Below are 23,571 nucleotides of genomic sequence, written 5' to 3' on the forward strand. Positions count from 1 at the left end.
GCGGTCGCCCGCGCGGGGGGGTCTTTCCTCCTCCAGGGTTTTGCGCCGCCGCGTGGGGGGGGTGGGGTGGGGGGGGGCCAAGCGGCGCATCCACTGGGCACTCTGCCTGCCCCCATCCCAACCTTCCCCCAGGGGGGGAAGGAGCAAGACCATGAAGCCGACGGGCCGCGCCACCATCGCCGATGTCGCCGCGGCGGCCGGCGTCTCCAAGGCCACCGTCTCGCGCTTCCTCAACCACCGCGAACGCCTGCTGAGCCCCGACATCGCCGCGCGCGTCGAAGTCGCCATCGCCGCGCTCGCCTATTCGCCGAGCCCGATGGCGCAGGCCCTGAGCCATGGCCGTTCGCGCCTCATCGGCCTGATCGTGGCCGACATCACCAACCCGTATTCCGTCGCGGTGCTGCGCGGCGCCGAGAAGGCCTGCCAGGACGCCGGCTATCTCGTGATGCTGTTCAACCTCGGCAACGAGAGCGAACGCGAGCGCGAAGCCATCGATGCGCTGGCGGGCTACCAGGTCGACGGCTTCATCCTCAATACGCTGGGTCGAGGCAGCAACGTGGTCGATGCGGTCACGCTGCACGGCAAGCCGGCGGTGCTGGTCGACCGCCGCCACGCGGGCATGCACACGGACTTCGTCTCGCTCGACAACCCTGCCGCGATGACGGCCACCTGCGGCCACTTGGTCGAAGGCGGCTACCGCGATCTGCTCTACGTCACGGAGCCGCAGAAGGGCGTGAGCTCGCGGCGCGAACGCACGGCAGCGTTCGGCGCCTGCGTGGCCGCGCATGAGCCGCGCGTGGCGGGCGAGGTGTTCGAATCGGTCGAGGGTGAGAGCGATGCGCTCGACGAGGCTTTGCGCGCCTTGCGCCAGCGCGCCAAGCGCGGCCGACGCGCGGCCGTGGTCGCGGGCAATGCAGTGGTCACGCTGCGCATTGCGCAGGCGATGGCGCGGCTGGGCTGGCAGTTCGGCACCGACCTGGGCTTCGTCGGTTTCGACGATCCGGAATGGGCCTCGCTCATCGGTCCCGGCCTGAGCACCGTGGCCCAGCCCACCGACGCCATCGGCCGCACCGCCGCTACCTGCCTGATCGAGCGGCTGCGGGGACTGGACGCGGCGCCGCGCCAGTTGCTGCTGCCTGGGGAGCTGGTGGTGCGGGGCTCGTCGCGGGCGCTCTAGCATCCGCGAACAGTTGAAGCTGGCATCATCGCGTGCCCAGACCGCCATGTCACCTTCCGCAGACTCCTTCGTCCGCCGCGTTCGCAGCCAGCTCGACCAGCTGTCCGCGACGGAGCGCCAGCTTGCCGACTTCGTGCTGGAGTTCCCGGGCGAGCTGGCGAGCTATGCCGGTAACGAACTGGCGGAGCTTGCGGGCGTGTCGCCCTCGACGGTAAGCCGCTTCATCCGCCGCATCGGGTACGAGAACTACGAGGAGGCCCGGCGGCAGGTCCGTGAGGAAAAGCAGACCGGCTCGCCGCTGTTCCAGAACGCCACCGAGGCTTCCAAGCGGGGCCACCTGGTGGCCACGCATTTCCAGCAGTCTCAGGCCAACCTGGCCAGCACCTTCGATCGGCTCGACGACCGGCAGATGGCAGAGATCGTCAAGGCGATCATCGGCGCGAACCAGGTGCTGATCTTCGGCAGCCGCAGCAGCCATGCCTTCGCGCAGTACCTGCGCTGGCAGATCATCCAGGTGGTCCCGCGCGTCACCGCCATTCCGGGGCCTGGAGAAACGCTGGCCGAGCACCTGGCCGGGCTGGGCACGCGCGACTGCGTGATCGTCTTCGGCACGCGCCGGCAGACGCGGCAGATGGACACCCTGCTCGAGGCCGCGAGCCGCATCGGCGCGCGCATCGTCTACATCAGCGACCGGGCGTCGCCGGACTTTGCCGGTGCCACCTGGTCGCTGCAGTGCGATTGCCGCGGCCCCGGGCTGCTGGACAACCACACCGCGGTGATGGGCGTGTGCGATCTGCTCGCCACCATGGTGATCGAGGCCTCCGGCTCCGCCGGCCGCAAGCGGCTGGCAGCCATCGAGCTCGGCCACGAGGAAAACGGCGAGCTCTGAGCCGCACGCCAACGGTGCGCACCCGCACGTTCACGGTGCGCCCGGCCTGAAATTTCCCCTGTAATTCCCCGAAAGTTCGGGCATGGCGCTTGCTCATGGTTGCTTGTGACTGAAATTTTGATTTCACAAAACATATATAGGTGAAATCGATATGCCATTGCAACGAGGTCGCCGATAGCATGCGAAAGGCGATTCCGGACAGCACCGAGCAAGCACTTCTTCCTTTCTCAAGGGGTTTCCAATGGCTGGACCTGCACTTTCCTCCGGGCCTGACTCGCCCCGGGTTGCCGAGCTCGACCGCGCGCTCGACAAGATCGGTGTCACGCGCTCGCATCACACGATCATCTTTCTGATCCTGATCGGTTGCCTGTTCGACAGTTTCGAGCAGAACGCCGTCGGCATCGTGGGGCCCATGCTGCGCCAGCAGTGGGGCCTGAGCGCATCGGACATCGGCCTGCTGAACACCGTCACCTTCACCTGTGCGGCGATCGGGCGGATCGTTTCGGGCTTCATTGCCGATCGCTACGGACGCCGTGTGATGCTGTCGCTCGATCTGCTGCTGTTCACGCTGGGCGCGGGCGTCTGCGCGACGGCGCCGAACTTCACGGTGATGGCGCTCGGGCGCGCCATCGTCGGCTTCGGACTCGGCGGCGAGATCGCCATTGCGGTGACCATGCTGGCCGAGTTCTGCTCGACCAGGTTCCGCGGCACGGCAGTGGGGTTGGTCAACGTGGGGGCAGGCGGCCTCGGCAACTTCCTCGCGCCGGGCTTCGGCCTGCTGGTGTTCTGGATGTTCCCGGGCGACAACGCGTGGCGCTGGCTCTTTGCCTGCCTCATGGTGCCGGCGCTGCTCGGCGCGTTCTATCGCCGCTACATTCCGGAAACGCCGCGCTTTCTGCTCTCGCAGGGCCGCGTGAAGGAGACGAACGCGGTGCTGTCGCGGCTGGCGTCGGGCCGGCTCTCGGCGAAGAAAGTGCCGCAGCAGCAGTACATCAACGAGGATGGCGCGGACGCGCAGCCTGCGAAGGTCAAGGTGCGCGTCACCGAGATCTTCCGCGGTGCGCTGGCGCGGCGCACCATCCCGCTGTGCATCACGATCTGGATGACCTACGGCGCGCAGATCTCGGTGCTCACGCTGATGCCGACCATCCTCGTCACGCTGGGCTACAGCATGTCGAAGAGCCTGGTGTTCACGATGGTGATGCAGGGCGGCAGCCTGCTGGGCGCCATTGCGGCGTCGCTGCTGGGTTTTCACTTTCCGCGCAAGCGCGTGTTGACGGCCGGCGCCGTGTGTGCCTGCCTGGCGGCCTTGACGATCGGTTTCGTGGCCAAGAGCATCGCCGTGATCCTCATTGCGGGCGCGGTGTTCCAGTTCTTCGTGCTGCTGCTGAACACGACCATCTGGATCTTCGCGCCCGAGCTCTACCCGACGCGCGTGCGGGCCTTCGGCACTGCCTTCATCCTGGCCACGGGCACCGCGGCGGGCGCGTTGATGCCGCTCGTCGCCGGGCGCCTGTTCGATGCCTTCGGCCTCGTCGGCGTGTTCGGGCTGGCGGCCGGCATGTACGCGGTCTTCGTGATCAGCGTGCAGAGCGTGCCGGAAACCTATGGCCAGTCGCCCGACGCACTGCCCCTGCCCGGTGAAGGCCCGGCCACCGACGCCACCCCGGCCGCCAAGATCGCGCAGCCGGGTTGAACCTCAGAAAGCTTCTCGCATGACGGACATCCTGCTCATCAACCCCAACTCGTCGACCGCCACCACGGAGATGATGACGAAGATCGCCAACGGCGAGGCCCCTGCGGGCTGCCGTGTGACCGGCCGCACCGCCACGGGCGGGCCCTCGATGATCGTCAACGAGCAGGAGCTCGAGGCCGCCGCCACCGAGGTGCTGAAGGTGTGGCGCGAGGCTGGCGTTGCGCGCTGGGACGGCGTGATCGTCAGTGCCTTCGGCGACCCGGGAATCGACCTCGTGCGAGCGAACGCGCGGGTGCCGGTGGTCGGCATCGCGGAGGCGTCGATGCGCGAGGCGAGCAATGGACATCGGCGCTTCGGCATCGCCACGGTGACGCCCGAGCTGGTGGCACCCATCGAGCGGCGCGCCCGTGCGCTCGGGTTGCTCGGCCTGTACGCAGGCACCCGCCTGACACAGGGCGACCCGCGCGAACTGGCGGCCGAACCGCAAGCGCTGGAGGACGCGCTGGCACGGGCCGTGCAGCGCTGCATAGACGAAGACGGCGCGCAGGCCGTGATCATTGGCGGCGGCCCGCTGGGCCAGGCCGCGCTGGCGCTGGCACCGCGCTTCGGCGTGCCGGTGATCGCACCGATTTCCGCCGCAATGCGGCAGCTGTGTGCGCGACTCGAAGTCGCGTCCTGAACATGAGGAGCAAGACATGAGCATGAGCACGGCGGCAAATCCGGGCGCATCTGCAGCGGCGTCAGGCACGGGCGTGGACTCGCTCGCGGAACGCGACCTGACCTTCAGGCGCATCGTCTGGCGCCTGATTCCCTTCCTCACGCTGGTGTGGTTCCTGGCGTGGATCGACCGCGTCAACGTCGGCTTCGCGAAGCTCACGATGATGAGCGACCTGCAGTGGTCCGACGCCATCTACGGCGCGGGTGCGGGCGTGTTCTTCATCGGCTACTTCTTCTTCGAAGTGCCGAGCAACATGCTGCTGCAGAAGTTCGGCGCCAAGAAGACCATCATGCGCATCACCATCGGCTGGGGCGTGGTGTGCGTGCTCATGGCCTGGGTGAAGACACCGCTGCAGTTCTATGCGCTGCGCTTCCTTATGGGGGCGTTCGAGGCGGGCTTGCAGCCCGGCGTGATCCTGTATCTGACCTACTGGCTGCCCGCACACCGGCGCGGCAAGGCGCTCGCGTTCTTCGTTTCGGCTTCCGCGCTGTCGCTGATGTTCGGCAGCCCGATCGCCGCCTACCTGATGGAAGCGCTCGGCGGCGTGGGTGGCTTTCGCGGCTGGCAGTGGCTGTTCGTGATCGAGGGCATTCCATCGATCGTGGCGGGGGCCGTGGCGTACTTCGTCCTCAGCGATTCGCCCGCCAAGGCACGCTGGCTGAGCGCGCGGCAGAAGGCGCATGTCGAGAGCGAACTGGTGCTCGAGGCCAGGAGCCTGGGCCACCGCGAGCACAGCTTCCTGGCGTCGATGCGCAACCCGCAGCTCTGGGTGCTCACGCTGATCTTCTTCTGCATCGTGGCGGGCAATGCCACGCTGGTGTACTACGGGCCGAGCATCGTGCGGGAGGTCGGCGTGAACGACATCAAGACGCTGGGCTGGGTCATGGCGGGCATCTACGCCTGCGGCTGGATCGGGATGATCGGCAACGGCTACCTCTCGGACCGGCGCAAGGAGGTGAAGTGGCACACGGCCATCGCGGCCGGGCTGGGAGCGCTGGGCCTGCTGCTCACGGCCTACTTCCTGGGCCAGAAAAACATGGCCGGCGTGATCGTGTCGCTGGCGCTGTCGTCGGCCGGCACGATGGGCTCGATCCCGATCTACTGGCAGATACCGAGCCGCTACCTGTCTGCCACGGCGCTGGTGGTGGGCCTGGCGTTCATCAATTCGGTGGCCAACCTGGCGGGGTATTTCTCGCCGCAGCTGCTGGGCTACCTGAAGAGCAGCACGGGGCAATATGCGCAGGGCCTGACGATCATCGCGGTGGTCGAGTGCATGGCGACGGTGCTGATCGTGCTGTTCGTCTCGCGCGAGAAGGCGCGCAGCCCCGCGCCGGGAGAGTGACTGGACGAGCGCTGCCCGCTGCCGCAGCGGCTCGCCCGAGCCGGGCGTCAACTGAAAAAGATCGACGGGATCAGCCGACTTCGGCGATCAGCTCGATCTCCACGCAGGCTCCCATCGGCACCTGAGCGACGCCGAAGGCGCTGCGTGCATGCGCGCCCTTTTCGGGACCGAAGACTTCGGCGAAGAACTCGCTCGCGCCGTTGGTCACGAGGTGCTGTTCGGTGAAGGTGCCGACCGAGTTCACGAGGCTCATCACCTTGACGATGCGCTTGACCTTGTTCAGGTCACCCACGGCCGCGTGCAGCGTGCCGAGCAGGTCGATGGCGATGGCGCGTGCGGCCTGCTTGCCTTCCTCGGTGCTGATGCCGGCGCCGAGCTGGCCGGCCCAGACCTTGCCGTCCTTCTTCGCAATGTGGCCCGAGAGGAACACGAGGTTGCCGGTCTGCACGAAGGGCACGTAGGCGGCCGCGGGGGCGGCGACCGGGGGCAGGGTGATGCCGAGGCTGGAAAGTTTGTCGTAAACGCTCATGGAGACTCCTTGTCTTGGGAAGGCGATTGTGTCTGTGTTTGCGGCAGGCCCTCGACCACTTCCCCCACGGGCTGCACGGTCACGCCGACCCGCAGCGTGTGCCTGGCGCCGCCATGGAGTACGCCGCGCATCGGCGACACGTCGGAATAGTCGCGGCCGATGGCGAGCGTGACGTAGTCCTCGCCCGGCTGGCGGCCGTTGGTGGGATCGAAATCGGCCCAGCCGCCCGCGCTCTCGGAACCGTCGTCCTCGCCCTTTCCGGGCAAGTACACCGACACCCAGGCGTGCGACGCATCGGCGCCTACCAGCCGGGGCTGGCCGGGCGGCGGCTGCGTCAGAAGATAGCCGCTGACGTAGCGCGCGGGCAGGCCCATGGTGCGGAAGCACGCGATCATGATGTGGGCGAAGTCCTGGCACACGCCCTTGCGCTGTGCGAGAGCCTCGACGGCGGGGGTGTTGATCTCGGTGCTGTCGGCGTCGTACGCGAAGTCCTCGTACATGCGCTCGGTGAGGTCCATCGCCACGTCGAAGGTAGGGCGGCCAGGCACGAAGCTGGCGCGCGCATAGGCCGCGAAGTCGCCGTGGCGCGGCACGTAGGGCGAGGGAAAGACGAACTCCGAGGCCGCATCGAAGGTGGCGTCCTTGCGGAAGCGGAAGCGCTCGCGCACGGCTTCCCACGGCAGTTCGCGCGCCACGGCGGGCGACAGCACGGGCTGCGAGGTTTCGACCACGCTCTCGGCCGTGACGACGAGCCGGTCGTGCGTGGCTTCGAGTGCGAAGAAGGCGCGCGTGTTGCCGTACAGGTCGGCCAGCTCGTTGCGCTGCGCAGGCGCCGGTTCGATGGCAAGCCGGTGGCTCACGAGCCGCTGCGAATCCGTGGCCAGCGGCTTGAGGTGGGCGAGGTGCTGCGCGGTCTCGACCGGCGGCGAGTACTCGTAGCGCGTTTCGTGGGTGACGTGAAGCAGCATGATCGACAGTGCCCGTTGCGTGGGTCTACTTGGCCTCGGCGCCGAAGTGCGAAGCGTAGATCTTCGCGTAGGTGCCGTCGGCCCGGATGCCTTCGAGGCCCTGGTTGATCCTGGCCAGCAGGTCGGCGTTGCCCTTCTTCACGGCAATGCCGTACTTCTCGACCGGAAAGCCCGCGTCGCTCACGGTCTTGAAACCGCCCGCGGTGTTGTTCGCGATGTAGTGCACCACCACGCCGTTGTCTGCCACCACGGCCTGCACGCCGCCGGCCTCGAGTTCCTTGAGCGCGAGCGGCGTCGATTCGAAGCGCTTGATGGCGGTGCTCGATTTGCCCAGCAGCTTGCCCACGACCTCGTCGCCGGTGGTGCCGTTCTGCACGCCGACTTTCATGTTCTTGATGTCCTCGAATTTCGTGACGGGCGAGTCGCTCTTCACGGCGATCAGCTGCCGGGCGTCGAAGTAGGGCTGCGAGAAGTCCATGGTCTGGCGGCGCTCGTCGGTGACGGTGATGGCCGACACCAGCAGGTCGCGGTCGCCCTGGTCGAGCGCATTGAAGATGCCTTCCCACGGCGTGTTGACGAACTTCACCTCGAAGCCCGCCTTCTGCGCGACCGCCTTCACCACGTCGATGTCGAAGCCCACGATCTCGCCCTTGTCGTTCTGCGATTCGAAGGGCGTGTACGCGGCGTCGGTGCCGACCACGAGCACGCGCGCGGCGGCCGGTGCCGCCGGTGCACCGGTGGCGGACGGTGCGGATGCCGGCTCCTGCTTGTCGCAGCCGGCGATGGCGAGGGCCGCGAAGAGGCCCGCGGCGGTGAGTGCGAAGCGGCGGTTGATGGTGACGCAGTGGGGCATGGCGGTGCTTCTCCGTGAACTTATTGTGGAACGCCGCGGAACCGGCTTTGCCGGGCCGCAGGCGTTGCCCCCAGCGAGGGGGTGTGCGTAGCGACACGAAGTGCGCGAAGCATGGGGGAGTGCCTGTTCACGCCCCGACGGAGCGCAGCGATTCGGAGGTCAGCGTGAAGTAGCGTGTGCCGATGGCGTCCGACACATGGTAGGCCGCCGTCTCGCAGTTGGCGAGCAGTTCGGCGAGGGCCGGATAGTTGCCATGAGGCCCCGTGGCGCAGAGGTGTTCGAGCGTCCAGCTGGCCGGATCGGACAACTCGTACGACAGCGCCGTCAGCTTGCCGGGCGCACTGCCGGCCAGCCGGGCGATGCGTCCGCGCAGCGTCTGAGTGACCCATGCGAGCGAGCGCGGATTCTCGGCGTCGAGCACCAGCAGGTCGACCATGGTGGCGACATCGCGGCGCTGCTGGTAGCGGGCATGGAAGGTGATGGTGCTGTCGAACAGCGCCACCATCGCCTCGAAGCCGCTGACCTCGTGCACGGCGCCGTTCTCGAAGCCGGCCTCCAGCGCGTTCGACAGGAAGCCCAGGCGTTCGATGTGGCGGCCGATGGACAGCAGGCGCCAGGCATCGTCGCGCGTCATGCGGTCGGTTTGCGCGCCGGTCATGGCGGCCAGCGCGGTGCTGGCAGATTCGAGGGCGCGCAGCGAGGCGCCGGTGGCAAAGCTGCCTTCGCCGGCCTGCTCGGCCGCGCGGCGCAGGAAGTCGGCCTCGGCGCGCACGATCTGGTTCCAGTTGTCCTGCGACAGGCGTTCGCGCACGGCGGCGGCGGCCTGCCGGATGCACATCAGGCTGAAGCCCACGCTGCCGCCGCGCTCCACGTCGCCGAGTTCGGCGATCAGTGCGCGTTCGAACACCCGGCGCGACTTCGGCGCACTGGGCGCCTCGGCTGGCACCAGTGCGTTGCGCAGCGCCATGCGGTGCAGCCATTCGAGCAGCGGGCGCGACGACTGGTCTTCGCTGCCCAGCAGGTTGAGCGTGAGGCGCGCGAGGCGTACGGCGTTCTCGGCGCGCTCGGTGTAGCGCCCGAGCCAGAACATGTTCTCCGCGGCGCGGCTGGTGACGGGAGCGCGGTGCCGCGCGAGCGAGGCCGGCGTGGCGTGCGGCTGCAGCAGCGTGGTGCGGTCGACCTCGCCGTGGGTCTGCACCCACACGTCGGCGCTGCTGCCGCCGCGCTGCATCGAAGCGATCTGTGCGTCGGGCCCCGCGAGCCGGGCCAGGCCGCCGGGCAGCACGCGCCACGACTGCGCGCCGTCGCTCACCGCGAACACGCGCAGCAGCACTGCGCGCGGCGCGATGTGGCCCGGGCCCATGTCGTTGGCCCAGGTGGGCATCTGCGACAGCGGCAGATAGCCCTGCACGGTGTGGCCGTCGCCTTCGCGCACGATGCGGCCGGCCCATTCGTCGAGCTCGCGCCGTCCGAGCTGGCTGCCGAGCACGGCGTCGAAGCTGGCGTGGCCGTCGAAGCCGGGGTAGGTGGGCTTGATGGCGCAGTCGGCCAGTTGCGGCAGCACCGATTCGAGCGCCGCGCGCTCGCCGCACCACCAGGTGGGCAACGCGGGCAGCTTGAGCTTCTCGCCGATCAGGCGGCGCGCCAGGCCCGGCAGGAAGCCGAGCAGCGCGGGCGACTCGAGGAACGCCGAGCCCGGCATGTTGGCCACCAGCACATTGCCGGCGCGAATGGCCTGCAGCAGGCCGGGCACGCCGAGCGTGGAATCGGGGCGCAGCTCCAGCGGGTCGAGGAACTGGTCGTCGAGCCGCTTGATGAGGCCGTGCACCGGGCGAAGGCCCTGCAGCGTCTTGAGGTACAGCCGCTGGTCGCGCACCGTGAGGTCGCTGCCCTCGACCAGCGTGAGGCCCAGGTAGCGCGCGAGGTAGGCGTGCTCGAAATAGGTTTCGTTGTACGGGCCGGGCGTGAGCAGCGCGATGTGCGGCGGCACGCCGGCCGGGCACATGCGCTGCAGGCCTTCCATCATGGCGCTGTAGGTGGCGGCCAGGCGCTGCACGTGCAGCGCTTCGAAGGCCTGCGGAAACTGCCGCGTGATGGCCAAACGGTTCTCGAGCAGATAGCCCAGGCCCGAGGGCGCCTGGGTGCGCTGCGAGACCACCCACCAGTTGCCGTCGGGGCCGCGCGCGAGGTCGAAGGCCGCGATGTGCAGCCAGGTGTCGCCCGGCGGCTTCACGCCGTGCAGCGCGCGCAGGTAGCCGGGGTGGCCGCGCACCAGCGCCGGCGGAATGAGCCCTTCGGCCAGCAGCTGCTGCGGGCCGTAGACGTCGGCCATCACGCGGTCGAGCACGCGCACGCGCTGCAGCACGCCGGCCTCGATCTGGCTCCAGCTCTCGGGCGAGACGATCAGCGGGAACAGGTCGAGCGACCAAGGCCGCTGCGGGCCATTGGCATCGGCGTACACGTTGTAGGTGACGCCGTTGTCGCGGATCTGGCGCTCGAGGCTGGCTGCACGCCGGGGCAGGTCGCTGAAGCCGTCGGGGCCGAGTTGATCGAAGAAGGCGTTCCAGGCGGGCGTGAGCGGCGGTTGTTCGCCGGGCGGGGCCTGTGTCTGCGTCTGGGACTGGGACTGGGACTGGGACTGGCCAGACGTTACCGGCCGCTCACCGGCGGTGTCATAGAGCGGCGCAGCGGCGGCAGGCACGGCTCCCGCCGCCGGCCGCACGGGCGCAGCCGCCGTGGCCGCTCCGCGCAGTTCATCGAAATGACCGGGCAGGGCCGCAGGGGCGAGCGCCGACGCCAGGGCAGCTGGAAACTCCAGCGCCTCGGCGTCGAACAGGGATTCGTTCAAAGGTTCCACAGGGGTGGATTGTCACACTGCCGTCACGGGGCGTCCGTTCGGGCAGCGTGCCGAATGACCCCTTACCGCCGCAGGTCCAGCGTGAACGGGAATTCGCGGCTGCCCGGCAGCTCGATGGTCGCCGGGGGCGTGCGCATGAGGCCGGGCGTGTGTCCGGTGCGAGTGAAGCGCGAATGGCGGCGGCTTTCGGCCTCGTAGGCGTTGACCGGGAAGGTGTCGTAGTTGCGCCCGCCCGGGTGGGCGACGAAGTACTGGCAGCCGCCCAGCGAGCGCTTCATCCAGGTGTCGACCAGGTCGAATGTCAGCGGCGCATGGGCCTTGATGCTCGGGTGCAGCGCCGACGGCGGGTTCCAGGCCTTGTAGCGCACGCCGGCCACGAACTCGCCCGTGACGCCGGTGGGCTGCAGCGGCAGCACCTTGCCGTTGACGGTGACGACATGGCGGCTTTCGTTCAGGCCGGTCACGCGCACCTCGATGCGCTCGAGCGACGAATCGACGTAGCGCACCGTGCCGCCGGCCGAGCCTTCCTCGCCCATCACGTGCCATGGCTCCAGCGCATTGCGCAGCGACAGCTCCACGCCCATCGCCTGCATCTGGCCCACGAGCGGGAAGCGGAACTCGAAATGCGGCGCGAACCAGTCGGCGTCGAAGGCGTAGCCGGCCTGGCGCATCTCGCTGATGACGTCGTCGAAGTCCATCTTCACGAAGGTCGGCAGCAGGAAACGGTCGTGCAGCTCGGTGCCCCAGCGCGTGACGGGGGCCTTGTAGGGCTCGTCCCAGAAGCGGGCCACCAGCGCGCGGATCAGCAATTGCTGCGCGATGCTCATGCGCGCATGCGGCGGCATCTCGAAGGCGCGCAGCTCCAGCAGGCCGAGGCGGCCGGTGCTCGAGTCGGGCGAGTAGAGCTTGTCGATGCAGAACTCGCTGCGGTGCGTGTTGCCCGACACGTCGATCAGGATGTTGCGCAGCGTGCGGTCGACCAGCCATGCGGGCATGTTGGCGCCGTAGATCTCGCGGTTCTTAGCGATCTCTTTCAGCGCGATTTCCAGCTCGTAGACCTGGTCGTTGCGCGCTTCGTCCACGCGCGGCGCCTGGCTGGTCGGGCCGATGAACATGCCCGAGAACAAATAGCTCAGCGACGGGTGGTTGTGCCAGTACAGCAGCAGGCTGGCCAGCAGCTCGGGCCGGCGCAGGAAGGGGCTGTCGGCCGGCGTGGCGCCGCCCATCACGAAGTGGTTGCCGCCGCCGGTGCCGGTGTGGCGGCCGTCGGTCATGAACTTCTCGGCCGACAGGCGGGTTTCGAAGGCGGCGTTGTAGAGGAACTCGGTGTGATCGACCAGTTCCTTCCAGTTGTGCGCCGGGTGGATGTTGACCTCGATCACGCCAGGGTCGGGGGTGACGGCCAGCATCTTCAGGCGCGGGTCGCGCGGCGGCGGATAGCCTTCCATCACGATGCGCATGCCGAGTTCGCGCGCGGTGGCTTCGACGGCCGCGACGAGGTCGAGATAGTCCTCTAGGCGCGCGAGCGGCGGCATGAAGACGTAGAGCACGCCCGAGGCATTGCCCTTCTTCTCGGCCGCGGGGCCGTTGGCGCGGCGCGGGTCGCGCACTTCGACGCACAGCGCAGTGCGCGTGACCCAGTGGGCCGATTCGCCGCGCAGCGGCTGGCGCGCGGTGGTGGACGACTTGTCGGCAGCCTCGTCGGCGGCCGTGGCTGCGCCGCCTTCGCCTGCACTGCCCGGTGCCTGCATGCGCAGCGAGGCCGCCACGACGGGCGGCGTGCCGAAGGCATAGGGCACGGCGCCGCGGTCACCCTCCGCACCGCCTGCCGCCACGGCATAGCGCGCACGGTAGTCGGCCGCGCTCGGCAGCGCACCGCGCGGCGCGGTCGGGTCGCGCTCGATCAGGTAGGGATAGTCGCCTTTGCTCGCCCACGGCTGCGAGTCGAGCGGCAGTCGGTAGCCCATGGGCGAGTCGCCCGGGATCAGGTAGAGCCGGTCGTCGCGCAGGAACCAGGGCCCGGTCTTCCAGCCGGGGCCGGCGAGCGCGGGTGCATCGCTGTTCGCGTTGCCGGGCTCGATGGGCAGCATGTAGCCGATCACCGCGTCGAGCTTCTGCGTGAACACGCGGCGCAGGCGCACGCGCTCGAGTTCGTCGTCGAGCTTCGACTCGAAGGGGTCGACGTTCACCGGCAGGCGGCGTTCGCGCCAGAGGTAGTAGTAGGTGTCTTCGTAGCCGGGCTGGATGTAGCGCTCGGTCAGGCCGAGCTTGTGCGCCAGCACGGTGGTGAAGCGGCGCGCGTCCTCGCTCGTGTACTGCGTGGGAAAACGCTCGTCGGCGAAGAGCTCGGGGTCGTGCCACAGCGTCTGGCCGTCGGCGCGCCAGAAGATCGACAGCGCCCAGCGCGGCAGCTGCTCGCCCGGGTACCACTTGCCTTGGCCGAAATGCAGGAAGCCGCCCTTGCCGTACTCTGCGCGCAGCTTGTGCACGAGTTCGGTGGCGTAGCCGCGCTTGGTGGGGCCGAGCGCGTCGGTGTTCCATTCGGGCGCGTCGCGGTCGCTGGTGGCCACGTAGGTGGGCTCGCCGCCCATGGTGAGGCGCACGTCGCCGGCCTTCAGGCGCGCATCGACGGCGTCGCCCAGGGCCAGCACTTCGGACCATTGCTCTTCGGTGTAGGGCTTGGTGACGCGCGGCGATTCGTAGATGCGCGTGACCTTCATTTCATGGCCGAACTCGACCTCCGACTCATCCACGCCGCCCTCGATAGGCGCGGCGCTCGATGGTGTGGGCGTGCAGGCCAGCGGAATGTGGCCTTCGCCGGCCAGCAGGCCCGAGGTGGCGTCGAGGCCGATCCAGCCGGCGCCCGGCAGGAACACCTCGCACCAGGCGTGCAGGTCGGTGAAGTCGACCGTGGTGCCGCTCGGGCCGTCGAGCGCCTTCACGTCGGGCGTGAGCTGGATCAGGTAGCCCGAGACGAAACGTGCGGCCAGTCCGCAGTGGCGCAGCAGCTGCACCAGCAGCCAGCCCGAGTCGCGGCAGGAGCCGCTGCCGCTGGCAAGCGTTTCTTCCGGCGTCTGCACGCCGGGCTCCATGCGGATCAGGTAGTTGACGTCCTGCTGCACCTGCTGGTTGATGCCGACCAGGAAGTCGATGGTGCGCTGCTCCTTGCGCTCGATCTTGTCGAGGTAGGCCTGCAGCAGCGGCGTGGGCGTTTCGGTGACGAGGTAGGGCGCGAGTTCTTCGGCCTGCGACTGCGTGTACTTGAAAGGGAAGTTCTCGGCCTGCGGCTCGAGGAAGAAGTCGAACGGGTTGTAGACCGCCATCTCGACCACGAGGTCGACCGTGACCTTGAATTCGCGCGTCTTCTCGGGGAACACCAGCCGTGCCTGGTAGTTGGCGAAGGGGTCCTGCATCCAGTTGACGAAGTGCTCGGCCGGCTCGACCCGCAGCGAGTACGAGATCACGTTGCTGCGGCAATGCGGCGCGGGCCGCAAGCGCACGACCTGTGGGCCCAGCTGCACCGGGCGGTCGTATTTGTAGTGGGTGACGTGGTGGAGAGCGGCGTGAATGGACATGCGTTTTTATGTGCAGTGCTGCGAGATTGCATCGAAAAGATGTCTCTTGTGAGACGCATACTAGCCCAGTTGCAAAGCAATTAACGCGCCACTGAGCGTGACTTTGGGGAGGGTTTGCATCATGGGTTCGGGAGTTTCTCGTTGACGCCGTTTCGCGCGTCCGGTGCCGCCGCGGGCAGATCGTGGGTGTTCGCGGCGCTGTGCGGTTCGCTGCTCGGTGCGGTCCTGCAGTTGCAGCAGGCAGGGCTTTGGCGGGCATGGATGTATGCGGGTTTGCTGCTCGGGGCCGGGGCCGGCCTGTGGTGGTGGCGGCGCCTGTCGGGCCGAGGGCTGTTGATGGCCTCGCTCGTGTGCGGCGCAATGGCGGGTGCGGGGCTTGCGGGATGGCGCGCCGCCATCTACGCGGGCGGTGCGCTGAACCCGGCGCTCGAGGGGCGCGACCTGCAGGTCACCGGTGTCGTGTCGGAGATGCCCCAGCGCAGCGAGGGCGGGACGCGGTTCCGTCTGGATGTCGAGTCTGCGGGCTGGGCCGACCCCGGCGAGGAGGGGCGGCCCACCGTGCCTGATCGCATTGCCCTCGGCTGGTATTCGGAAGGTTCAGGCCTGTGGGACCGGGCTTCGGAAGGCCGCACGCCGCCGGCCAGCGCTGTCGGCCCCCTCCACGCCGGCGAGCGATGGCGCCTGACGGTGCGCCTCAAGGCGCCGCACGGCAACCGCAATCCCCACGGCTTCGACAGCGAACTCTGGATGTGGGAGCAGGGCCTGCATGCCGGCGGCACTGTGCGAACCGGCACGCGCGATGCGGCGCCCGCGCTCGTTGCGCCAACGTGGCGGCATCCCATCGAGCGCGCACGCGAAGCCGTGCGCGACGCCGTCTTCGAACGCGTGCTCGACCGTGCCCGGGCAGGCGTGATTGCGGCCCTGGTTACCGGCGACCAGAGCGCCATCGACCGCTCGGGCTGGGACGTCTTCCGCGCCACGGGCGTGGCGCACCTGATGTCGATCTCCGGCCTCCACGTCACCATGTTCGCCTGGCTGGCCGCGCACGTCGTCGGCCTGCTGTGGCGGCGCAGCGCGTGGCTGATGCTGCGCCTGCCCGCGCAGCAGGCCGCGCTGGTGGGCGGCGTGCTGCTCGCCACGCTCTATGCGCTGTTCAGCGGCTGGGGCGTGCCTTCGCAGCGCACGGTCTGGATGCTGGCGACGGTCGCGCTGCTGCGCCTCACGGGCCGGCGCTGGCCCTGGCCGCATGTGTGGCTGTTGACGGCGGCCGTGGTGGTCGCGCTCGATCCCTGGGCCTTGATGCAGGCCGGTTTCTGGCTCAGCTTCGTGGCGGTGGGCGTGCTGTTCGCCACCGACGCCGGGGTGCCCGGAGAGCGGAAGACCGGCGCGTCTTCCCGCCTGCTCCAGTTCCTGCGTGAGCAGTGGGTCATCACGCTCGCGATCACGCCGCTCAGCCTGCTGTTGTTCCAGCAGGTTTCGCTGATCGGCCTGTTGGCCAATGCGGTGGCGATCCCTTGGGTCACGCTGGTGATCACGCCTCTGGCGATGCTCGGCGTGGCCGTGGCGCCGCTGTGGGATCTGGCGGCCCGCGCCGTGCAGGTGCTGGCGCTGCTGCTGCAATGGCTGGCCGGGCTGCCGTATGCCACGCTCTCGGTGGCCGCGCCGCCCTGGTGGATGGCCGCCTGCGGCGTGGCCGGCGGCGCGCTGCTGGCCATGCGGCTGCCCGGGTCGCTGCGCGCCCTCGGCGTTCCGCTGCTGTTGCCGGTGCTGCTGTGGCAGGCACCCCGGCCCGCGGCCGGCGAATTCGAACTGCTCGCCGCTGACGTCGGCCAGGGCAACGCGGTGCTCGTGCGTACCGCGACACACAGCCTGCTCTACGACGCCGGCCCGCGCTACAGCCTGGAAAGCGATGCCGGCCATCGCGTGCTCGTGCCGTTGCTGCGGGCATACGGCGAGCGCCTCGACACGCTGGTGCTGAGCCACCGCGACCTCGACCACACCGGCGGCGCGCCCGCGGTGCTCGCGATGCAGCCGCAGGCCGCGCTGCTGAGTTCCATCGAGGCCACGCACCCGCTGCAGGCGATGCGTGCGGCGCGGCGTTGCGAGGCGGGGCAGGCCTGGAGCTGGGACGGCGTGCGCTTCGAGGTGCTGCATCCGTTCGACACCGACTACCGCGGCTTCACCAAACCCAATGCGGTGTCGTGCGTGTTGCGCATCGACAGCGGCCGCGCCGTGGCGCTGCTGGTCGGCGACATCGAGCGGTTGCAGGAGGCGGCGCTCGTCACGCGCACGCCGGAACTGCTGCGCGCCGACGTGCTGCTGGTGCCGCATCATGGCAGCAAGACCTCGTCGAGCCCGGCGTTCCTCGACGCGGTGAAGCCGCGCATCGCCATCGTCCAGGCGGGGTACCGCAACCGCTTCGGCCATCCGGCGCAGGAAGTGGCGGCGCGCTACCTGGAGCGCGGCGGGCGGCTGGTCGAGAACACCCGGTGCGGCGCAGCGCACTGGAGCAGCGTGCGCCCCGGGGACCTGGCCTGCGAGCGCGAGCGGAACGCGCGATATTGGCAGCACAGCCCGCCCTGAAGCCGGCTCTGGATTTTCGGGGGAGGCCGTTGTTCCTGCCATCATCGGGACGCTTGCGCCAGGCCGAAAAAAAAGTCGCTCGACCCGTACGCGGCCTCGGCATAAGGGGTTCTACTGGCCCTGAACTTGCTAAGCTATAGCTCAAGGAGATTGGTCGTCCCATGCACAAATTCGACGAGATGTATGAGCAGTTGCCCTATGCGGGGGCTGCGATCCGACAGCACTACAAGCGCTACGACCAATGGCTCGCGAAGCAACCCGGTGAGGTGATGCGTTCGCGACGCGAAGAGGCGGAAATGATTTTCCGCCGGGTCGGCATTACCTTCGCGGTGTATGGCGCGAAGGATGAGGATGGCTCCGGCACCGAGCGGCTCATCCCGTTCGACCTGCTGCCTCGCATCATTCCGGCCCACGAGTGGGAGAGCATGGAAAAGGGGCTGGTGCAGCGCGTCACGGCGCTCAACCGCTTTCTTCATGACGTCTACCACGACCAGGAAATCATCAAGGCCGGCATCATCCCGGCCGAGCAGATCCTGAACAACGCGCAGTTCCGCCCCGAGATGATGGGCGTCAACGTGCCGCACAACGTCTACTCGAACATCTCGGGCATCGACATCGTGCGCGCGCCCGATGCCCAGGGCAACGGCGAGTACTACGTGCTCGAAGACAACCTGCGCGTGCCCAGCGGCGTGAGCTACATGCTGGAGAACCGCAAGATGATGATGCGGCTCTTCCCCGAGCTGTTCAATCAGAACCGCATCGCGCCGGTCGCGCACTACCCCGACCTGTTGCTAGAGACGCTGCGCGCCAGCGCGCCGCCGGCCACGGCCGAGCCCACGGTGGTGGTGCTCACGCCGGGCATGTACAACAGCGCCTACTTCGAGCACGCCTTCCTCGCGCAGCAGATGGGCGTGGAGCTGGTCGAGGGACAGGACCTGTTCGTCAAGGACAACTTCGTCTACATGCGCACCACGCGCGGGCCGAAGCGCGTCGACGTCATCTACCGCCGCGTGGACGACGACTTCCTCGACCCCGAGGTGTTCCGCCCCACGTCCACGCTCGGCTGCGCCGGCCTGATGCGCGCGTACCGTGAAGGCAATGTCGTGATCTGCAATGCCGTGGGCACCGGTGTGGCCGACGACAAGTCGATCTACCCGTACGTGCCGAAGATGGTCGAGTTCTACCTCGGCGAGAAGCCGATCCTGAAGAACGTGCCCACCTATATGTGCCGCAACAAGGACGAGCTGCAGTACACGCTCGACAACATGAAGGACCTGGTCGTCAAGGAGGTGCACGGTGCCGGCGGCTACGGCATGCTGATCGGACCGGCCGCCACGCAGGCCGAGATCGAGGACTTCAAGAAGGCCGTGATCGCCAAGCCCGACGGCTACATCGCCCAGCCCACGCTGAGCCTGTCGACCTCGCCCACCTTCGTGGACGCCGGCATTGCGCCGCGCCACATCGATCTGCGCCCCTTCGTGCTCTCGGGCAGCGAGGTGCAGATGGTGCCCGGCGGCCTCACGCGCGTAGCGCTCAAAGAGGGGTCCTTGGTGGTCAACTCGTCGCAGGGCGGCGGCACCAAGGACACCTGGATTCTCGAAGCCGACCGCGCACCCAAGCCCAAGGCGGCGCCCGCGCAGTCGCAAAGCCAATCGTAGTAGGAGCACCACCGATGCTGTCACGCACCGCCGATCATCTCTACTGGATGTCCCGCTACACCGAGCGCGCCGAGAACACGGCGCGCATGCTGGACGTCAACTACCAGACCTCGCTCCTGCCGCAGTCCGCCGAAGTCGCCAAGTACGGCTGGCAGGGCGTGCTCTCCATCAGCGAGCTGCTGCCCTGGTACAACAAGAAGTACGACCAGATCGCGCCCAAGGAAGTGATGGAGTTCATGGTCAAGGACGAGAGCAATGCCTCGTCGATCGTGTCCTGTCTCAAAGCCGCGCGCGAGAACGCCCGTGCCGTGCGCGGCGCGCTCACCACCGAAGCCTGGGAAACGCAGAACACCACCTGGCTCGAAGTGAACCGCATGCTGCGCGCAGGCGACTTCGAGCGCGACCCGGGCCAATTCTTCGAATGGGTCAAGTTCCGCTCGCACCTCTCGCGCGGCGTCACGCTGGGCACCATGCTCCAGGATGAGGCGTTTTATTTCTCGCGCCTGGGCACCTTTTTGGAGCGCGCCGACAACACCGCGCGCCTGGTTGACGTGAAGTTCCACGCACTCAACAGCGAGTTCTTCGGCACCGCCACCGAGGAAGACCAGGAGTACGACTTCTATCACTGGAGCGCGATCCTGCGCAGCGTCTCGGCCTTCGAGGTCTACCGCAAGGTGTACCGCGACGTGATCAAGCCCGAGCGCGTGGCCGAACTGCTGATTCTTCGCGCCGACATGCCGCGCTCGCTGCACGCGAGCCTGGTCGAGGTGGTGAACAACCTCGCGAAGGTGCAGAACGAGCAGAGCGCCGAAACCCAGCGCCGCGCCGGCAAGCTGCTGGCCGACCTGCAGTACGCGCGCGTCGACGAGATCCTGGCGACCGGGCTGCACGCGTACCTCACGCAGTTCCTCGACCGGGTGAACGAGCTGGGCGGGCGCATCAGCCAGGACTTCCTGGTTCCTGCGCACTGAGGTCCTGTGGGCGCGCGCGGCTGCACGGCCAGTGCGCCGATCCGGCGGGGCCGTTGCGCACCGGCACGGTGACGTTCCACGCGCGATAGCTCCCGTCGACGGACCGGGCGCATGCCACGCTGACGCCGGGACGGGGCGATCCTGTGGCCCAACCGGTTTTCAGCGGTGTCTTGCACAACGGAACGAAGACCTTGGCATTCGGTTCGATGGCTTCCCAGTGCGTGCCGTGGCGGGCGTTCTCCTGAAAGACGAATCGCCTCGCTTCTTCCCTGATTTCGTAAAGGCCGTGCTTGAACGAATTGGAGTGATCGTCGTCGATGCTCCAGCCCGCGGCGCTCGGCAAGGCGAAGAGGCACAGGACCACCGGCAGCACCCTGCGGTGCCTGCCCGAGCACGGGAACATCGACACTACTTCCTTCGTCATCGTTTTCTCTCCGGAGGGGGCGTCAGCGCGAAAAGGATTCGATGGCCACCGGCATCTCCGGCGCCTGCCATCGATAGGCGTCGCTCAGCACGTTGCGCGTGGGAATTTGGCCATTCCATCGGATGCGGAGCAAGTCCGCGAGGACCCAGGCGGTCCAGTCCGCGCGAAAAGGTCGTTGCTCCGCTTCGACCGGCAAGGCGTCGCGGTTGCGCCAGATCAAGGCCGGAATGCGATAGCCCGATGCGGTCGATGGGCTGTGGCCCGCGCGATCGCTGACGTGGCCCACTTCCTGGCCGTGGTCCGACAAGTACATCCACGCGCGGTAGTCGCCAGGCTTGCCCGCGGTGCGTGTTTGCTGCAGCAGCTCCGACACCACGAAGTCGTGGTACAGCAGCGCGGCGTCGTACTCCTGGCGGAAGCGGCGCACCCAGGCCGAGCGGCCGTCTTTCACGAGGCCGTTCTCGACCGCGTCGACATCATCGTCGAAAGGATTGGCGTTCTCCGGAAAGCGCAGGCTGTAGTGCGGATGCGCGCCCATCAGGTGAACGACGATCAGCTTGCGGTCGGTGCTCGCATCCTGCAGCGCCTCCTGCACGCAGTCGAGGATCTCGCCGTCGAGCGAGGCGCTGGCACGGCCCGGCGTGCGGTTGACCATGTCCACCACGTCGGCGAGGCGCGCATGCTGCTGCTCGATGGCGAGGTCGTCGTGGTTGCTGATCCACCAGACCTTGTAGCCTGCGGCGCGCGCCAGCGCCAGCACATGCGGCGGGTTGTCGCTGTCGGGCAGGCCGAAACGGAACATGTTGCGCAGTGCGGGCAGGGTGCTGGCGTCGACCGACCATGCGTTCTTCAGCACCGCCATCTGCCCTCCGGCTTGCGCCCTGTGCGCCAGCAGGCGCGGCGTGGTCGGGCGCCCGTAGCCGTACAGGGCCATGTTGTCGCGGTTGATGCTGTCGGTGATGACCAGTACGACGGTCGAGGGGCCTGCCTGCGATATGGCGGGCGCGATGCTCCTGGCCTGCGCCATCAGGCGGTCGCGCTGTTTCTGTTGGTCAGCCCAGGCGGATCGCAGCGTGTGGACGGAGTTCGCCCACTGCGTCCAGAAAATCGCGGGATGCAGCCGGCGCCAGGGCTTGCTTGCATAGGCGGCGCATGCGACGAGCAGCAGCAGCGCGATCAGCGCCACGGCCCATCGCGCGGGCCGGACGGATGGGGCCACCGCACCGCGCCGCGCGAACATGCCCATGAGCACGCCCGCAACGGCCAGCACGGCACACCACACGGCCGCGGAGCGCCAATGCATCCACAGGTATTCGGTGCCTTCGCGCGCGTTGGTGTTGGCTGCGGCGCCGAGCACCATCGCGCTGTCGGGCGCGGCCTGGTAGGTGTCGAGCAGGTAGGCGCGCACTGCGCCGTCGAGTGCGAAGCCAATGGCCCAAAGCCAGACCAGCAGGGTGCGCAATCGCCGCATCTGCGTGCTGCGCAATGGCCACGCAAGCCACAGCACCATGGGCGCTGCAAGCACCGCGAGCTGCGCGATGCGCCGGCCGTCGTGGCCCAGCGCAATGAGCGCCAGCAGTGTTGCACCTACCACGCCGCAGGCGGGCAGGGCATTGCGCGGAGGGGAGGGACGGGTGGTCAAGCAGGTAGCGCGAGAGGTCGGGGCGGGCGCATTCTGCCCCGGGGCCTGCGCTACGCGCCCCAGTGGCCCGATGATGGCGAGGTATTTGCACCGCCCACGGTAGCCCCCGGGACGATCAGGTCGCCGTGGCCTGCCGCACCGCGCGCTCCCAGCGTGCCATCGACTCCTCCGCCTGCGCGCGGCCCATGGTGGGCATGAAGCGGCGCTCGATCTTCCACAGCTTCGACAGCTGGCGCGCGTCGGTGTAGACGCCGGTCGACAGCCCCGCGAGGTACGCGGCGCCCAGCGCGGTAGTCTCGATCACTTCGGGCCGCACCACCGGAATGCCCAGCAGGTCGGCCTGGAACTGCATCAGCAGGTCGTTCACGCTCGCCCCGCCATCCACGCGCAGCTCGGCCACGGGCTTGCCGCCGGCAGCCACTGCGTCGCGGCTCATGGCCTGCAGCAGCGCGGCGCTCTGGTAGGCGATGCTTTCGAGCGCGGCGCGCGCGATGTGCGCGACCGTGGTGCCGCGCGTGAGCCCCGTGATCGTGCCGCGCGCGTCCGCGTCCCAGTAGGGCGCGCCGAGGCCGGTGAAGGCCGGCACCATCATCACGCCGCCCGCATCGGGCACGCTCTCGGCCAGCGACTGCACCTCGGCGCTGCCCTTGATGGCCTTGAGTCCGTCGCGCAGCCACTGCACCACGGCGCCGCCGACGAACACGCTGCCTTCCATCGCGTATTGCGGCGTCTTGTCGGTCTGCGCGGCGCTGGTCACGAGCAGTCCGTTGTGCGAGGGCTGGAACGCGCCGCCCGTGTGCATCAGCAAAAAACAGCCGGTGCCGTAGGTGTTCTTGGCCATGCCGGCCTCGAAGCAGGCCTGGCCGAAGAGGGCGCTCTGCTGGTCGCCGGCCACGCCGCCGATGGGTAGCGCATGGCCCAGCAGTGCCGCGTCGGTATCGGCGAAGTGCGAACTCGACGGCTGCACTTTCGGCATGAGCGCGGCGGGGATCTCCAGTGCGGCGAGCAGGTCGGCGTCCCATTCGTTCCGGTGCACGTTGAAGAGCATCGTGCGCGAGGCATTGCTGACGTCCGTCACGTGCACCTTGCCGCCGGTGAGCTGCCACATGAGCCAGCTGTCGACGGTGCCGAAGGCCAGTTCGCCGCGGTCGGCCTGCGCGCGCGCGCCAGGCACGTTGTCGAGCAGCCAGCGCAGCTTGGTGCCGGAGAAGTACGCATCGATCACCAGCCCGGTCTTCTCGCGGATGGTGTCGGTCATGCCCGCGTCGCGCAGCTGCGCGCACAGCGGTTCGGCGCGGCGGTCCTGCCAGACGATGGCGTGGTGCACCGGCTGGCCGGTCTTGCGGTTCCACAGGACGGTGGTCTCGCGCTGGTTGGTGATGCCGATGGCGTGAATGTCGGTGGGCTGCAGCTTCGCCTTCACCAGCACTTCGCGCGCGGTGGCGAGCTGGCTGCGCCAGATTTCCATCGGGTCGTGCTCGACCCAGCCCGGCTGCGGATAGATTTGCGTGAGTTCCTTCTGGGCGATGGCGACGATGTGGCCTTCGCGGTCGAACACGATGCTGCGCGAGCTGGAGGTGCCTTGGTCGAGGGCTAGCAGGTAGGTGGTCATAGGGGCAATGTTTCTCTGAGTCCGCTCATCGAACCGACGTTGTCTTGCTCCTTCCCCTTCCGGGGGAGGGCCGGGAT

Annotated in this window: 16 protein-coding genes; 8 read left to right on the forward strand and 8 right to left on the reverse strand. The window is 68.4% G+C overall.

What is annotated here, in order from left to right; genetic code table 11:
* Nucleotides 1-151: 151 nt before the first annotated feature.
* From ACCD11_RS26850 to ACCD11_RS26870, 5 genes are all read left to right on the forward strand, one after another.
* Nucleotides 152-1,177 carry a substrate-binding domain-containing protein gene (locus ACCD11_RS26850; RefSeq protein ID WP_413316137.1) on the forward strand — a complete coding sequence of 342 codons (1,026 nt, stop codon included), beginning with the start codon at nt 152-154 and terminating at the stop codon, nt 1,175-1,177.
* Nucleotides 1,178-1,223: 46 nt separating this feature from the next.
* Nucleotides 1,224-2,066, forward strand: coding sequence for a MurR/RpiR family transcriptional regulator (locus ACCD11_RS26855; RefSeq protein WP_007838561.1), 843 nt, complete (start codon nt 1,224-1,226; stop codon nt 2,064-2,066).
* 241 nt (nt 2,067-2,307) lie between these two features.
* Nucleotides 2,308-3,762, forward strand: coding sequence for an MFS transporter (locus ACCD11_RS26860; RefSeq protein ID WP_413316138.1), 1,455 nt, complete (start codon nt 2,308-2,310; stop codon nt 3,760-3,762).
* 19 nt (nt 3,763-3,781) lie between these two features.
* The gene (locus ACCD11_RS26865) at nt 3,782-4,441 is read left to right on the forward strand and encodes an aspartate/glutamate racemase family protein (protein ID WP_413316139.1); all 660 of its coding nucleotides are present in this window, start codon (nt 3,782-3,784) and stop codon (nt 4,439-4,441) included.
* A gap of 22 nt (nt 4,442-4,463) precedes the next feature.
* Entirely contained in the window at nt 4,464-5,822 is a 1,359-nt protein-coding gene (locus ACCD11_RS26870) for an MFS transporter (RefSeq protein WP_237726176.1), read from the forward strand.
* Between the two features lie 70 nt (nt 5,823-5,892).
* On the opposite strand, the gene ACCD11_RS26875 is transcribed toward ACCD11_RS26870, so the two are convergent.
* The 5 genes from ACCD11_RS26875 to ACCD11_RS26895 form a co-directional block, all read right to left on the reverse strand.
* Nucleotides 5,893-6,351, reverse strand: coding sequence for a RidA family protein (locus ACCD11_RS26875; RefSeq protein ID WP_413316140.1), 459 nt, complete (start codon nt 6,349-6,351; stop codon nt 5,893-5,895).
* Nucleotides 6,348-7,319: a transglutaminase family protein gene (locus tag ACCD11_RS26880; protein ID WP_007838551.1), complete on the reverse strand. Its 972-nt coding sequence runs from the start codon at nt 7,317-7,319 to the stop codon at nt 6,348-6,350. The genes ACCD11_RS26875 and ACCD11_RS26880 overlap by 4 nt, the downstream gene beginning before the upstream one ends.
* Nucleotides 7,320-7,344: 25 nt before the next feature.
* Nucleotides 7,345-8,172 (reverse strand): basic amino acid ABC transporter substrate-binding protein, encoded by an 828-nt coding sequence (locus tag ACCD11_RS26885; protein ID WP_413316141.1) that lies wholly within the window; start codon nt 8,170-8,172, stop codon nt 7,345-7,347.
* A 127-nt stretch (nt 8,173-8,299) separates the two neighbouring features.
* Nucleotides 8,300-11,029: a circularly permuted type 2 ATP-grasp protein gene (locus ACCD11_RS26890; RefSeq protein ID WP_413316142.1), complete on the reverse strand. Its 2,730-nt coding sequence runs from the start codon at nt 11,027-11,029 to the stop codon at nt 8,300-8,302.
* A gap of 62 nt (nt 11,030-11,091) precedes the next feature.
* A complete protein-coding gene (locus tag ACCD11_RS26895) occupies nt 11,092-14,604 on the reverse strand; it encodes a DUF2126 domain-containing protein (protein ID WP_413316143.1) in 3,513 nt (1,170 codons plus the stop codon).
* A gap of 141 nt (nt 14,605-14,745) precedes the next feature.
* Between ACCD11_RS26895 and ACCD11_RS26900 the strand changes: the two genes are divergently transcribed.
* The 3 genes from ACCD11_RS26900 (at nt 14,746) to ACCD11_RS26910 (ending at nt 19,816) form a co-directional block, all read left to right on the forward strand.
* Complete coding sequence (locus ACCD11_RS26900) at nt 14,746-17,187, forward strand: DNA internalization-related competence protein ComEC/Rec2 (RefSeq protein WP_413316144.1); 2,442 nt, start codon at nt 14,746-14,748, stop codon at nt 17,185-17,187.
* Nucleotides 17,188-17,348: 161 nt separating this feature from the next.
* Nucleotides 17,349-18,845: a circularly permuted type 2 ATP-grasp protein gene (locus tag ACCD11_RS26905; RefSeq protein WP_007831587.1), complete on the forward strand. Its 1,497-nt coding sequence runs from the start codon at nt 17,349-17,351 to the stop codon at nt 18,843-18,845.
* 14 nt (nt 18,846-18,859) lie between these two features.
* Nucleotides 18,860-19,816, forward strand: a complete 957-nt coding sequence (locus tag ACCD11_RS26910) for an alpha-E domain-containing protein (protein WP_007831588.1) — start codon at nt 18,860-18,862, stop codon at nt 19,814-19,816.
* Here ACCD11_RS26910 and ACCD11_RS26915 read toward each other — a convergent pair.
* The 3 genes from ACCD11_RS26915 to glpK all read right to left on the reverse strand — a co-directional run bounded on the left by ACCD11_RS26915 (nt 19,785) and on the right by glpK (nt 23,494).
* Nucleotides 19,785-20,240, reverse strand: coding sequence for a hypothetical protein (locus ACCD11_RS26915; RefSeq protein ID WP_413316145.1), 456 nt, complete (start codon nt 20,238-20,240; stop codon nt 19,785-19,787). The genes ACCD11_RS26910 and ACCD11_RS26915 overlap by 32 nt on opposite strands.
* A 22-nt stretch (nt 20,241-20,262) precedes the next feature.
* Nucleotides 20,263-21,882: a phosphoethanolamine transferase gene (locus ACCD11_RS26920; protein ID WP_413316146.1), complete on the reverse strand. Its 1,620-nt coding sequence runs from the start codon at nt 21,880-21,882 to the stop codon at nt 20,263-20,265.
* Nucleotides 21,883-21,997: 115 nt separating this feature from the next.
* Nucleotides 21,998-23,494: a glycerol kinase GlpK gene (glpK, locus tag ACCD11_RS26925; RefSeq protein WP_413316147.1), complete on the reverse strand. Its 1,497-nt coding sequence runs from the start codon at nt 23,492-23,494 to the stop codon at nt 21,998-22,000.
* Between the last annotated feature and the right edge of the window lie 77 nt (nt 23,495-23,571).

This window comes from Variovorax sp. Varisp36, assembly GCF_047304235.1.
GTDB lineage: Bacteria > Pseudomonadota > Gammaproteobacteria > Burkholderiales > Burkholderiaceae_C > Variovorax.